The sequence below is a fragment of the Caulobacter sp. B11 genome, from assembly GCF_002737765.1.
Lineage (GTDB): Bacteria > Pseudomonadota > Alphaproteobacteria > Caulobacterales > Caulobacteraceae > Caulobacter.
Window position 1 is genome coordinate 1 of sequence record NZ_PEGG01000022.1, and the last position, 13,251, is coordinate 13,251.

Genomic DNA, 13,251 nt, shown 5'->3' on the forward strand with positions numbered 1-13,251 from the left:
GCCTATGCGGATATCGCCAGCCTGGTCGGCCAGGAAATCGGAGTTTCGGACTGGGTCGAGGTCAGCCAGGAGCGCGTGAACCTGTTCGCCGAAGCCACCGGCGACCACCAGTGGATCCACGTCGATGTCGAGCGCGCCACCCGCGAAATCGGCGGCCCGATCGCCCACGGCTATCTGACCCTGTCGCTGATCCCGATGCTGGGCGCCGGCATCCTGCACGTCACCGGCGTGACCCGCGGCATCAACTATGGCTGCGACAAGGTCCGCTTCACGGGCATGGTCCGGGTCGGCAAGAAGGTGCGCATGCGCCAGAAGCTGCTCAGCGTCGAGCCCAAGGCCGGCGGCCTGCAAATGAAGAACGAGTGCACCATCGAGATCGAGGGCGAAGAGCGCCCCGCCTGCGTGGCCGAGACCATCTCGATCATCTACGGCGCCTGAAGACCAGGGCGCTCCGCGACAGGCGCGGCGCCCTAAGAACGACCAAAGGCCGCGGGATCGCTCCCGCGGCCTTTGCTATGGAAAGGCCGACAGGCCTACTTCTTGATCGCGTCGCCGATCTTGTCCTGGACCTGGCCGACCTTGTTCTGGACGTCGCCCTTGGTCTTCTGGGCCAGGCCTTCGGCTTCCAGGCGCTCATTGCCCGTGACCTTGCCGGCGGCTTCCTTGACAGCGCCCACGCCCTTGTCGATGGCGCCGTCCACACGATTGCTGCTCATGGCTATGCTCCTGCTTGGGTTAATCTCCCAGACAGAACGGCGTGGGGCGCAGGGGGTTCCTGTGGCGCAGCTTAGCGCGCGTAGCCCGTCACCGAGACGGCTTCGGTCGCGCCCCGCGTCACCGGCTCGGGCGGGGCCGCCTTGGCCCGCGGAATCGGCGGACCGGGGGTCTTGTCCAGCAGGGCGACGGTCTCGCGGATATATTTGGCGTGGGTGACGATGCCGATCTCCAGCCGCTCGCCCGACAGTTCGACCTGCTGGGTCAGCATGCCGGCCACGAACTGCACCTCTTGCGTCTCGGTCGAGCCCGGCCGGCGCCGCGCCCCCTGGGCCATGAACACCGGCCCGCCGGAATTGCCGGGAAAGACGCTGAAATCCAGCAGGAAGGTCGGAAAGGCCGTGGCCGGGGCCAGGGGGTAGGACGCCACCCGCCCCGAGCGCAGGATCGGAAAGCCGGCGGGATTGGCCGACAGCCCGCGCGGGAAGCCCAGGGCCATCATCTCGTCGCCGGGCCCCAGGCTGTAGGTGCTGAAGGTGTCGTCCTTGGCCAGCCAGGCCAGGGGAATGGCGGCCTTGGCGAATTCGGGCGGCGCCTCGACGACGATCGCCGCCACGTCGCGGCCGGCGTGCTTGACCCACAGCGGATGATCGCCGTCGCGGATCTTCAGGGTCTGGGGATCATAGCGCCAGACGCCATCCTTGGCCTGGACACGGTAGCCGATCCGCACCGAGACGCTGGGCATCTTTTCGAAAACATGGGCGGCGGTGACCAGAACCGTGCGCGGCTTGCCGTCGGGGCCCTGATCGTGGACCAGAAAGCCGGTGCCGACCGTGCGCGATCCATCGCCGAGCGGCTGCTCGAGCTGGACCGTCGCCGAGATCAGATCGACCGACAGGTCCCCAATCATCTAAGTTCGCCCCTGTACGCTGGATGCCGGTTCAGTTTGACCAGACGCGCGGCTCCGCACAAGTTGGCGTTCTGACGCATCAGAGCAGGAGTCTGGTCATGAACCGGCGCGAAATCATGTCCGGCGCGACCGCCGTCCTCGCCACAGCCTCCGCCCTCAGTCCCGGGAAGTCCATGTCCGCTTCAAGCCTGCCCACGCCGCCCGTCGCCCAGAAAATCCCCAAGCGCATCGAGCAGTTGGGCCGGGTTCGGGTCGACGACTATGCCTGGATGAAGGACGACAACTGGCAAAAGGTGCTGCGGGACCCCTCGCTGATCAAGCCCGACGTCAAGGCCCACCTGACCGCCGAGAACGCCTATACCCAGGCCATGCTCGCCTCCACCGAGCCGCTGCAGGCGGCGATGTTCGAGGAGATGAAAGGTCGCATCAAGCAGGACGACGCCTCGGTTCCGGCCAAGGATGGCGTCTGGGAATATTACACCCGCTACGAAAAAGGCGCCCAGCACCCGGTGCATGCCCGAAAGGCGATCAGCGGCGGGACCGAGCAGGTGCTGCTCGACGAGGACGCCGAGTCAAAAGGCAAGGCTTTCTACCAGGTCGGCGGGGCCGGCCATTCGCCGGACCACAAGCTCTATGCCTATGCCGTCGACGCGCAGGGCTCGGAAGTCTACCAGGTCCAGGTCAAGGACCTGGCCACCGGCAAGGTGCTGGAAAGTCCGGTCGAGAGCTGCACCGGCGACTTCTGCTTCTCGCCCGACAGCCAGTGGCTGTTCTGGACCTTTCGCGACGACAATGGCCGCCCGGCCAAGATCTATCGCCGACCGGCCCGCGGAACGGCCAAGGACGACGTGCTGATCTATGACGAGCCCGACGAGGGCTTCTTCATCGGCGTGGGCGTTACATCATCCGACCGCTTCATCGTCATCAGCTGCGGCAACCAGGAGACCAGCGAGAACCTGCTGATCCCTGCCAGCGACCCGACCGCCAAGCCGGTGATCGTCGAGCCGCGCCAGGTCGGCCTGCGCTACGAGCTGGAGCACTGGAACGACCATTTCGTGATCCGCACCAATGCCGACGGCGCCGTGGACTGGAAGCTGGTCACCGCGCCGGAGGCCACGCCCGGCAAGGCTCAATGGAAGGACTGGATCGCCCACAAGCCCGGCCGGCTGATCGTCGGAACCATGGCCTTCAGCAACCACTTCGTGCGGCTGGAGAAGGTGGACGCGGTCAACCGCATCGTCATCACCGCCAAGGCCGGCGACGAGCACGAGGTCGGCTTCGACGAGGCCGCCTACGCCCTGAGCCTGGAGGGCGGCTACGAGTACGACACCGCCACCGTGCGCTTCGTCTACAACTCGATGACCACGCCGCGGCAGTGGTTCGACTATGACATGGCCGCCCGCACGCGGGTCCTGCGCAAGACCCAGGAAATCCCCTCGGGCCACGATCCCAGTCAGTACGAGACCCGCCGCCTCAACGCCAAGGCCGCCGACGGCGCCGAAGTGCCGATCTTCGTACTGATGAAGAAGGGAACCAAGCTGGACGGCAGCGCCCCGCTGCTGCTCTACGGCTATGGCAGCTACGGCATCGCGATGGAGGCCAGCTTCTCGATCCGCAATTTCAGCCTGGTCGATCGCGGCTGGATCTGGGCCACGGCCTGCCCGCGCGGCGGCTCGGAAAAGGGCTGGAGCTGGTTCCTGGACGGCAAGAAGGACAAGAAGAAGAACACCTTCACCGACTTCATCGCCTGCGCCGAGCACCTGCACGCCGCCGGTTACGGCAAGCCTGCCAACACCGTGGCCTATGGCGGCTCGGCCGGCGGCCTGCTGATGGGGGCGATCAGCAACATGCGGCCCGACCTGTTCGCCGGCATCATCGCCGCCGTGCCGTTTGTCGACGTGGTCAACACCATGAGCGACACCAGCCTGCCCCTCACCCCGCCCGAATGGCCCGAATGGGGCAATCCGCTGGAGGACGTCGCCGCCTATGACTACATCGCCAGCTATTCGCCCTATGACAATGTGACGGCCAAGCCCTATCCGGCCGTGCTGGCCACCGGCGGCCTGTCGGACCCGCGCGTCACCTATTGGGAGCCCGAGAAATGGGCCGCCAAGCTGCGCGACCACACCACCAGCGGCAAGCCGGTGCTGCTGAAGATCAACATGGACGCCGGGCACGGCGGGGCCTCGGGCCGGTTTGATTTCCTCAAGGAGATCGCCCTGGACTACGCCTTCGCGGTCTGGGCCGTGGACAAGGGCTGGAGCAAGGCGTGAGGGGTTCGGCCTTGAGCTTAAGCTTGGGGATCCTCCCCCTGATGGGGGAGGTGGCCCGAAGGGCCGGAGGGGGAAGAGATCTCCCCCTTTCGCACACCTCCCCCTCCATCCGCTTCGCGGACACCTCCCCCGCCAGGGGGAGGATCTGCGTATGACGCTCACCGTTCGTCCCTCGACCGAGGCCGATCTGCCCGCCATCACCGCGATCTATGGCTGGAACGTCCTCAACGGCCTGGGCACCTTCGAGGAGGTCCCGCCCGAGGCCGCCGAGATGGCCCGGCGCCGCGCGGCGATCCTCGAGAAGGCCCTGCCCTATCTGGTGGCCGAGCAGGACGGCGTCGTGTTGGGCTATGCTTATGCTGGCCCCTTCCGCCTGCGCGCCGCCTATCGCTACACGGTCGAGGACAGCGTCTATGTCGGCCCCGAAGCGGTGGGGCGCGGCGTGGGCCGCGCCCTGCTGTCAGAGCTGATCACCGCCTGCGAGGCCCTGGGCCTGCGCCAGATGGTCGCCGTGATCGGCGACAGCGGCAACGCCGCCTCGATCGGCCTGCACCAGGCGCTTGGCTTCGCGCCCACCGGGATCGCCCCGGCCATGGGCTACAAGTTCGAGCGCTGGGTCGATCTGGTCTGGATGACCCGACCGCTGGGGCCCGGTCGCGACGCGCCGCCGAACGCGCCGGGGTTGCGGCTCAGCGGGGTCTGAGCCCGTCCCTTGCTCCGGAGGGACGCGATGCCTAGATTGCCTCGATGCGCGGACTTCGCCCTTTCTTGCTGATCCTGCTGGCGGCCCTGTTCGTCATCAGCGGACCGCTGCGCCTGGCGCCGACCCAGGCCGGGACGATGGCGCCGGCCTGCCACGAAATGGCAGGCCAGGGGGCGGACGAGACCCCCGACCAGTCGCCTACCCACAAACGTCAGCCCCAGGCCATGGCCGCCAATTGCTGCGTCGGCTGCTTACCCGCCGCCGCGCGCGACCTGGCCCCCGTGCTTGTCCCCTCCCGCGCGGACAAGGCGGTGTTCCACGCCCGTCAGCGCCGCCTTGAAGGCCTGAGCCTCGCGCCGGAACACGGCCCTCCCCGACCCTTCGCCTGAAGCCTTTCCGCGCGGCCGCCGCGCGGAGCCTCCCTGTCCCTGCTTCAGAAAGGTCGGTCCCATGACCACCCAGACTTTCCGCGCGCGGCTGCTCGCCGGCGCCGTCGTCACCGCGAGCTTGTCGCTCGCCCTCGCCGCCCAGGCCCAGGACCATTCCGGTCATGCGGGCCATGGCATGCCAGCGCCCCAACCCGCCCAGACTCCCGCTGAAACGCCCGCAGAGACGCCCGCGCCCGAGCAGCCCATGCCTGGGCATGGCGCCATGGTCGGCCCGCTGGGCGCCTATCCGATGACCCGCGACGCCTCCGGCACCAGCTGGCAGCCCGACGCCTCGCCCCATGCCGGTCTGATGACCCACTCCGGTGACTGGATGCTGATGGGTCATGTGCTGCTCAATGGCGTCTATAGCGACCAGGGCGGGCCGCGCGGCGACGACAAGGCCTTTGTCGGCGGCATGATCATGGGCATGGCCCAGGGCCCGCTCGGCGGCGGAACCCTGGGCTTCAAGGCCATGCTCAGCCCCGATCCGCTGATGGGCAAGTCCGGCTATCCGCTGCTGCTGGCCACCGGCGAAACCGCCGATGGCGCCACGCCCTTGGTCGACCGCCAGCATCCGCATGACCTGTTCATGGAACTGTCAGCGACCTACAGCCGTCCCCTGGGTCCCGACACCGACGCCTACCTCTATGCCGGCCTGCCCGGCGAGCCGGCCTTTGGTCCGCCCGCCTTCATGCACCGCCAGGCGGCGATGGACAGCCCCGAGGCGCCGATCACCCACCACTGGTTCGACTCGACCCACATCACCTTCGGCGTGGTCACCGGCGGCGTGCGGCATGCCGACTGGAAGGTCGAGGCCAGCGCCTTCCGGGGCCGCGAGCCCGACCAGAAGCGGTTCGACATCGAGACCGGTCAACTGGACAGCGTGGCGACCCGGGTCTCCTACAACCCGACCCCCAACTGGGCCCTGCAGGCCAGCTGGGCGCGGATCAACAGCCCCGAGGCCCTGGAGCCCGACGATGACGAGGCCCGCACCTCGCTCAGCGCCCTCTATGCCCGCCCGCTCGACGGCGGCGGGTCAGTGAGCGCCACCCTGGCCTGGGCCCGCAAGGACCGCATCCCCGGCGACGCCCTGCAGGCCTGGCTGGCCGAGGGAGCCTTCAAGCCCGACGCGCGCTGGACCCTGTTCAGCCGCGCCGAACAGGTCGAGCAGGACGAACTGGCCGGTCATCACGGCGGGGCCTACACGGTGCGTAAACTGTCGGTGGGCGCGATCTATGACACGCCGCTGTCGGCCCATGTCGCCCTGGGGTTCGGCGGGCTGGTCAGCGCCTTCGACGCCCCTGCGGACCTGGGCTACGACCAGCCGACCGGCGGCATGGCCTTCGTGCGGCTGAAGGTGGGATAGGGCCCCTCGCGACGCGGGGGTTCAGATACAAAAAACCCCCGCCGTCGCCGGCGGGGGTTTTGATCGTTCAGCCCTGAAAGGCGATCAGGCCTTGCGGCCACGCGGGGCCTTGGCCGGAGCCTTGGCCTTGCGGCCGCCCTGGCCGAGGCCCAGAGCCTTGGCCATCGCCGAGCGCGCTTCACTATAGGCGGGCGCGGTGGTGGGATAGTCGTTGGGCAGACCCCACTTGGCCTTGTATTCGGCCACGGTCATGCCGTGGGTCGTCAGGTGACGCTTGAGGGTCTTGTAAGGCTTGCCGTCCTCAAAGCTGATCAACGCGTCGGGCGTGATGCTTTTGCGGATCTGGGCGGCGGTCGCCTTCGTAACCGATTCCACAACCGGAGCTTCCGGCGAACCAATACCGGCCAGCGCATCATGCGTGGCCCGAATCAGCGCGGGCAAGTCGGAGATCGGCGTGCTGTTATTTGCCACATAGTTGGCAACGATCTCAGCGGTTAGCTCGATCAGGGTAGCTTTTTCTTCCACGAGCATCGCTCCTATATGACGTGCATTGGGAAATACACCCCCAGGCACGAAAAACAAGTACTCATCTTTGAAGAAGCCAATCTCGCCCACAATTGATCAGGCACGGAACGCTGATTTCTGATCCAGAACCCGCGCGATAACGGCTTTGCGCCGGCTGGATCACTGTTGAAACGGCCTAGCCTCAGTGTCGAAGGGCGCCGCTCGATCACGACCCTGGCCGCGAATCACTTTTCAGCGGCTTCAGCGCCGTGGAGACCGGCTCGCGCGGAGGTAAAGCCAAAACACGCATGCCGCGTGAAGTCTTTCCTGCCGGCCCGCGAACAATGTCCGAGGCGCGGCGGCGCGCCCGGAGGGCGCTCTTTATTGAAAAGGAGGAAGTGTGGCTGGGGAACTAGGACTCGAACCTAGAACGACGGTACCAAAAACCGCTGTGTTACCATTACACCATTCCCCAGCAGGAACGGCGAAACCCGTGGGGATCGGCGAGGCGGTGGAGATAGCGCAGGAGTCGGACGGATGCAACGGCGCTTGTCGTTTCTTTTTTTGGGACCCGATTTTGAAGCTTGCGAGCCCTTCGACGCGCCTCTATAAGCCGCGCTCCAAGTCGGAGTGTGGCTCAGTCTGGTAGAGCACCGCGTTCGGGACGCGGGGGTCGCAGGTTCAAATCCTGCCACTCCGACCATCTTCTCTCCTCCCGAGAAATCCCTCCCCCTCCCCAGAATCGCTCAGAACTCGCTCTGAGGTTCCCGCGTTGCGCGCAGTTCATTTGACCGCGCCGTAACTGTCGTTAGCCTGCAGGCGAGTTTGGCGACAGGAATCCCGATGAAGCAGTTTCTCATGACCGTGGCCGGCGTCTTCGTCGGCCTAGTGTTGTTCGTCGTGGGCGTCCCCTTCCTGTTGATCGTCATGGCCGTCGGCGCCGCCCGACCGGCCCCGGTTCCGGCCCACACCATCCTCAATCTCGACCTGCGTGGCGGCCTCAGCGACCAGCCCTCCCAGAGCCCCTTCGCGGCGTTCGGCGGCGGCGGTCTGTCGGTGATGTCGGTATCCGAGACCCTGCGGCGAGCCGAGACCGACGACAAGGTCAAGGGCGTGCTGGTTCGCCTGCCCGACGGCGGGATGAACCCGGCGGCCGCGGATGAACTGCGCCTGGCCTTCAAGCATTTCCGCGCCGTCGGCAAGAAGCCGATCTATGCCCACAGCCAGGGGCTCTATCCCTCCGGCATGGTCACCTCGACCTATATGCTGGGCGCCGCGGCCAGCCAGTTCTGGATGCAGCCCGACAGCTCGATGCAGGCGGTCGGCGCGGCCAGCGAGACCCTGTTCTACAAGCGGCTGTTCGAGAAGTACGGGGTCAAGGCCCAGTACGAGCAGCGATACGAATACAAGAACGCGGTCAACCCCTATCTGCAAAGCGACTACACGCCGGCCCACCGCGAATCGACCCTGTCCTGGATGGGTTCGATCTATCGCAGCGCCCTGGCGACCGCCGCCGCCGACCGCGGCAAGAACCTGGCCGCCCTCACCCAGACCATCGAGGCGGGCCCCTACAGCGCCCAGGACGCCAAGGCCAAGGGCCTGATCGACAAGGTCGGCCAGGTCAAGGAGGCCCAGGACGCCCTGCTGGCCCAGGCCGGCAAGAACGGCAAGCTGATGGACTTCGACGACTATATCAGCCGCGCCAACCGCGTCGGCCCGCCCAAGACCGGCGCGGCCATCGCGGTGATCAACGCCGAAGGCGCCATCGTCACCGGGACGAGCGCTTCTGGCGGGGCGTTCGGGGCCGAGAGCACCATCTATTCCGACGACGCCTCCAAGGCGATCTACGACGCCATCCAGGACAAGGACGTCAAGGCCATCGTGCTGCGCGTCTCCTCGCCGGGCGGCTCCGACACCGCCTCGGAGCAGATCCTGGCGGCCGTCAAGGCCGCCAAGGCGGCCGGCAAGCCCGTCGTGGTCAGCATGGGGGCCTATGCGGCCTCTGGCGGCTACTGGATCAGCAGCTACGCCTCGTCGATCTATGCCCAACCCACCACCCTGACCGGCTCGATCGGCGTGTTCGGCGGCAAGTTCGCCCTCGGCGACGCGCTGAGCCGCTTCGGCGTCGACACTCGCCAACTGTCGGTGGGCGGCGACTATGCCGGGGCCTTCGGCACCGCCGACGGCTTCACCCCCGACCAGCGGGCCAAGTTCGCCAGCTGGATGGACCGCATCTATGACGGCTTCGTGGCCCGAGTCGCCGAGGGCCGGCAGCTGCCGCCCAACCGCGTGCGCGAGATCGCCAAGGGCCGGGTCTGGACCGGCCTTCAGGCCAAGCAGTTGGGCCTGGTCGACGAGATCGGCGGCTTCTATGACGCCGTCGACAAGGCCAAGAGCCTGGCGGGCCTGAAGGGCGAGGTGCGGCTGAAGGCCTTCGGCGGGACGCGGTCGCCGTTCGAGGCCCTGGAGAAGGCCCTGGGCGTCAGCTCGACCTCGGTGCGCACCCTGGCCGCCGCCGGCTGGATCCTCGGCGATCCGCGCTCGCAAGCCATCCTCGACGAGGTGGCCAAGAGCCGGATGCGGTCACAGGGGGCGGCTGTGCTGGCCGACACGCCGATCCACTAGCCCCAGCTCTAGCTCCGATACGGCAAAGCCCCGGCTGCTCACGCGGCCGGGGCTTTTTGCTGGGCGACGCTCGAAAGCGGCCTGGCCCGGCGGAGTCGCGGCCAACCCGGGGCGCAAGACTCGCCGAACCCTCGGCGGCTGGGCGACCCGCCCTGCCCGATCGCGATGGCGAGGCTCGAGGCGCAACGACCTGCTGATGCAGCCCATCGCCCAGGCCCACGCCAAGCTCGCCGAAGAAGCAGGGCCCATGGCGCACGGCTTGAGCTCCGCGGCGCACAGAAGCCGGGTGCGGCGCTTCAAGGACTGTAGGGAGGCTGTGGTGAGGCCGGGCGGGGGCCGGGAGGGGGCATAGGCCCGGCGCGGCGCCGCGATCCGTGGCGAGGGGGCGCATTCAGCGGGCGGAAGCCGACCCGGCCGGGGCTGACGCCAAGCCCCATAAAAGAAATGCCGGCGCTTTCGCGCCGGCATTGGTAGTCCCGAAACGGTGAGTTTCGGTTTTAGAAGGAGTAGCGAATGCCGAGATACAGGCGACGCGGCGACACCCAGGCGTTCTCGTCCTGGTAGTCATAGATGCCGCTGCCCGTGAGCAGGGGCATCACGCCCGTAGCGGCTTGGTTGTTGAGCACGTTGAACACGTCCAGGAACAACTCGGCCTTACCAACCGGCAGGTCATGCACATACTTCAGGCGCATGTCGAAGGTGTAGTAGGCCGGACCGGTTTCCGCGCCCTGGAAGCCAGGCTGCAGGTAGGTGTCGGTCACGCCACCGTAGTTGTAGGGATCGGAGGTCGGCGCGAAGTAGCGACCGCTGATCGGCTCGGCGGGCGTGTAGAGCGCGCCGCTGTTCCAATTGTAGACGCCGCTGACCTGCAGGCCGAAGTCGAAGTCGTACGAACCATAGGCCTTGAACTGGTGCTTGATGTTACCAGCTTGAGGACCCCAGACGTTCGGCGCGCGCGGGTCAAGGAAGACCACGTCGCCGGCGAAGTCGGCGTTGCCGTCCGAGTTCGAGTTACCTTCGGCCTTGTTGTAGGTGTACGAGGCCTGGCCCTGCCACTTGTCGGTCTTGAACTTCGTCATGCTCAGTTCAAAGCCGGTGTATTCGCGCTTGCCGCCGAACAGCGTGCCCAGAACGTAGTTGGCGTTGGGCTTGCTGTTATAGCCGAAGTACGAATAGGGCAGGTAGAAGGCCGAACCGGGATAGGCGACGCCGTGGGCGCCGTCAGCCGCAGTGGCGTTCGGATCCGAATAGAGCGCCAGGTCGTAGTCTTCGAAGATGTTCTCGGTTTCGCGATGCGAAATCGTGGCCTGGATGCCAATGCTCGAACCCCAGGTATAGGACGCGCCGATCATGTACTCGTCGGTATAGGGCGTCTTGGTGCTCGGTGCGAAGACCGAGTCCGGAACGACCGCGCCGCCGCGGGTACGGAAGGTCAGCCACTGGTTGCCGATATAGAGCTGCTCTTCGGTGACCGGGCCGTTCAGATTGCCCGCGAAGTTGGACATGTCGTTACGGATCGGATCGTAGTAACGGCCAGCGAAGGCGAAGACCTTGCTGCGGCCATTGCCGAAGACGTCATAGACGACGCTCAGGCGCGGGGCCATTTCCCAATCAAAGGTGAACAGCTTGTCGCCAGCCGAGCTGTAGTGCGACCATTCTTCGGCCCGAACGCCAGCATTGATGGTCAGCTGGTTGATCGTCCAGGTGTCTTGCAGATAGAGGGTCTGGCCCTTGCTCTGCACCGAATAGGGCGCATTCGAGGCCCGGACGGCGCGGTAGGCGTTCACGTTGCCGTAGGGGTTGCCGGCGGTGCTGTTGAAGCGAACGGCGTTCACTTCGGCGGTCGTCACGGTGCCGTTGCTGTCGGTGTCCACGAGCGCCTTGGCGCCGGCGTTGCCGTTCAGGGCCGCGATGATACGCGGAATGTCGGCTTGGGCGAGCGGACGAGTCGTCCAACCCGACGCCGACGACGTGAAGTCGAGGAAGGTGTTGTTGGTGTTGGCCAGCGCGATCGACTGGTACTGGACGTTGCCCGGAACCGTCGAGTTGCTCGAATAGGTGTTTTCCGTGTTGACGTAGCCGGCCTTGAAGGTGTGGCTACCGAAGCTGGTATCCAGGTAGTATTCAAGGTTCAGGCCGTATTCTTGACGGTCGCGATGGGTTTCGCTGTTGGTGCCGGCGCCGCCCAGTTGACGCTGCTCGATGGTCGAGCCAGGGCCGCGGAAGGTGATGTTGTCACGAATGCTCTGGTCAGCGGCCAGTTGGGTCAGTTCGCCTTCGTGCTTGAAGCCGTAGGCGGTGATCTGCAGGTCGCCCCAGGTGTGAGCGTATTCGACCTTGTAGTTGTCGCCGCCCTGGACGCGGGCCAGATCGCGGATGTTGATCACGGTCGAGCTGTTCGAACCGCTGATTTCGGTCGGGTCGCTGAAGAAGCTGGCGGTCAGACGGTCGTTGTCGGTGATCTGCCAGGTCGCCTTGGCAAAGGTGTACTCGGCGTCGTTGGTCACCGAGCGACGGACAGCGCCGGTCGTCGGGTTCAGAACTTCGTCTTCACGGCTCTTCTTTTGGTACGAAGCGAAGATCCACAGGCGATCCTTCAGGATCGGGCCGCCCAGGGTGAAGGCCGAATCATAGGTCGAGAAGCCGCCCGAGGTGGAGTGCTTGTCTTCCTGCACGACACCGTCGTTCTGCAGGTAGTAGTTGAGCGAACCGTGCCACTCGTTGCTGCCCGACTTGGTGACGACGCGCGAAACCAGGCCCGAACCGCCGGCATATTCAGCGGCGACGCCGCCGACGATGACCTGCTGTTCCTGGATGATTTCCGAGTTGAAGTTCGAACCGAAGGTGCCCGTGAGGGGGTCGGTCACGTCAACGCCGTCGAGATAGTAAACGTTGTCGGTCGAGGTGCCGATGGCGCCGCCGACGTCCGAATAGTTGACGCCCGAACGCGACGAGGGGTTGCCGCCCGACGAAGGCTTCACGCCCGGAACCAGCTGCAGGTAGCTCTGGTAGTTACGGCCGGTAGGCAGCGACTCGACGACGTCGAGGGTCAGGGTGGTGCCGACGGTGGCCGAGGTCACGTCGACGGCGGCCAGCGAGTAGCCGGTCACGACGATTTCTTCGACGGCGTTGTCGGCCGAGGCCAGGGCGTACCCGACGCTCAGGTCCTTACCGCTGACGACAGCGACGTTGCTGGCGCTGAAATCGGCGAAGCCGGGCGAGGCGACGGCGACGGTGTAGTTGGTCGCCGGGTCAAGACCGCTGACGCGCACCTGACCCGAAGCGTCGGTGGTGGCCGTCTTGGTGGTCAGGCTGGAGGGCGAACGGATGACCACGGTGGCGCCGCTCAGCGGCTTGCCATCGGTGCCCTGGACGGTGACGCGAAGAGCGCCCGTCTGGGATTGGGCCAGAGCCACGCCAGCGACGCAGAAGCTGATCGCGAGGCCAAGTGCGGCGCGGCTGACGCCCTTCGACAGCTCCTGGAATCGCTTGTTGTTCGTCATGGGAGCGCCGAGCGCTGCCTTCGTCGAGTTCATGTTCGTAATATCCCCTCAAGCATGGCGCTTGCGTTATGACCGGACAGGCCCCTGAAAAAACGTTCCGTCCGGGGAGCGCGGAATTCCGCGCCAGCTGCACCACGAGATTATAGGTTTCCCGGAAAACGAGTTTCCGGTTGGTGGGGACGTTAGGGGCCTCGTCACCAGCGGGTCAATTGACATTACCGGCCT

The 13,251-nt window shown here is 66.2% G+C and carries 9 protein-coding genes, 2 tRNA genes and 1 pseudogene; 7 read left to right on the plus strand and 5 right to left on the minus strand.

Features of this window, described 5'->3' with window-relative positions; translation table 11 throughout:
• A partial coding sequence (locus CSW58_RS01620) for a MaoC family dehydratase (protein WP_236627588.1) occupies positions 1–438 on the plus strand: 438 nt, incomplete at its 5' end.
• A 75-nt stretch (positions 439–513) separates the two neighbouring features.
• On the opposite strand, the pseudogene CSW58_RS01625 reads toward CSW58_RS01620, so the two are convergent.
• Both CSW58_RS01625 and CSW58_RS01630 read right to left on the minus strand, forming a co-directional pair.
• Positions 514–722 (minus strand): annotated as a pseudogene (locus CSW58_RS01625) (CsbD family protein).
• Positions 723–787: 65 nt separating this feature from the next.
• The gene (locus tag CSW58_RS01630; RefSeq protein WP_099446047.1) at positions 788–1,624 is read right to left on the minus strand and encodes a serine protease; all 837 of its coding nucleotides are present in this window, start codon (positions 1,622–1,624) and stop codon (positions 788–790) included.
• A 98-nt stretch (positions 1,625–1,722) separates the two neighbouring features.
• Between CSW58_RS01630 and CSW58_RS01635 the strand changes: the two genes are divergently transcribed.
• The 4 genes from CSW58_RS01635 to CSW58_RS01655 all read left to right on the plus strand — a co-directional run bounded on the left by CSW58_RS01635 (position 1,723) and on the right by CSW58_RS01655 (position 6,394).
• Positions 1,723–3,897: a S9 family peptidase gene (locus CSW58_RS01635; protein WP_099446048.1), complete on the plus strand. Its 2,175-nt coding sequence runs from the start codon at positions 1,723–1,725 to the stop codon at positions 3,895–3,897.
• 151 nt (positions 3,898–4,048) lie between these two features.
• Positions 4,049–4,600: a GNAT family N-acetyltransferase gene (locus CSW58_RS01645; protein ID WP_099446050.1), complete on the plus strand. Its 552-nt coding sequence runs from the start codon at positions 4,049–4,051 to the stop codon at positions 4,598–4,600.
• 44 nt (positions 4,601–4,644) lie between these two features.
• Positions 4,645–4,989 (plus strand): hypothetical protein, encoded by a 345-nt coding sequence (locus tag CSW58_RS01650; protein ID WP_143755043.1) that lies wholly within the window; start codon positions 4,645–4,647, stop codon positions 4,987–4,989.
• A 61-nt stretch (positions 4,990–5,050) separates the two neighbouring features.
• Positions 5,051–6,394, plus strand: coding sequence for a hypothetical protein (locus CSW58_RS01655; protein WP_099446052.1), 1,344 nt, complete (start codon positions 5,051–5,053; stop codon positions 6,392–6,394).
• A gap of 84 nt (positions 6,395–6,478) precedes the next feature.
• Here the strand turns inward: CSW58_RS01655 and CSW58_RS01660 are convergent, their stop codons facing one another.
• Both CSW58_RS01660 and CSW58_RS01665 read right to left on the minus strand, forming a co-directional pair.
• The gene (locus CSW58_RS01660; RefSeq protein WP_099446056.1) at positions 6,479–6,919 is read right to left on the minus strand and encodes a MucR family transcriptional regulator; all 441 of its coding nucleotides are present in this window, start codon (positions 6,917–6,919) and stop codon (positions 6,479–6,481) included.
• Between the two features lie 380 nt (positions 6,920–7,299).
• Positions 7,300–7,373 (minus strand) — tRNA-Gln (locus CSW58_RS01665).
• A 151-nt stretch (positions 7,374–7,524) separates the two neighbouring features.
• Here CSW58_RS01665 and CSW58_RS01670 point away from each other — a divergent pair.
• Positions 7,525–7,601 (plus strand) — tRNA-Pro (locus tag CSW58_RS01670).
• A 140-nt stretch (positions 7,602–7,741) separates the two neighbouring features.
• A complete protein-coding gene (gene sppA, locus CSW58_RS01675) occupies positions 7,742–9,523 on the plus strand; it encodes a signal peptide peptidase SppA (protein ID WP_099446053.1) in 1,782 nt (593 codons plus the stop codon).
• A gap of 497 nt (positions 9,524–10,020) precedes the next feature.
• Here the strand turns inward: sppA and CSW58_RS01680 are convergent, their stop codons facing one another.
• Positions 10,021–13,026 (minus strand): TonB-dependent receptor, encoded by a 3,006-nt coding sequence (locus tag CSW58_RS01680; RefSeq protein WP_099446054.1) that lies wholly within the window; start codon positions 13,024–13,026, stop codon positions 10,021–10,023.
• Positions 13,027–13,251: the final 225 nt, after the last annotated feature.

Bases quoted from the DNA above. Each gene is read 5' to 3' on its own strand.
- CSW58_RS01630 (WP_099446047.1), bottom strand. From the start codon at position 1,624: ATGATTGGGGACCTGTCGGTCGATCTGATCTCGGCGACGGTCCAGCTC.
- CSW58_RS01635 (WP_099446048.1), top strand. From the start codon at position 1,723: ATGAACCGGCGCGAAATCATGTCCGGCGCGACCGCCGTCCTCGCCACA.
- CSW58_RS01645 (WP_099446050.1), top strand. From the start codon at position 4,049: ATGACGCTCACCGTTCGTCCCTCGACCGAGGCCGATCTGCCCGCCATC.
- CSW58_RS01650 (WP_143755043.1), top strand. From the start codon at position 4,645: ATGCGCGGACTTCGCCCTTTCTTGCTGATCCTGCTGGCGGCCCTGTTC.
- CSW58_RS01655 (WP_099446052.1), top strand. From the start codon at position 5,051: ATGACCACCCAGACTTTCCGCGCGCGGCTGCTCGCCGGCGCCGTCGTC.
- sppA (WP_099446053.1), top strand. From the start codon at position 7,742: ATGAAGCAGTTTCTCATGACCGTGGCCGGCGTCTTCGTCGGCCTAGTG.
- CSW58_RS01680 (WP_099446054.1), bottom strand. From the start codon at position 13,026: ATGACGAACAACAAGCGATTCCAGGAGCTGTCGAAGGGCGTCAGCCGC.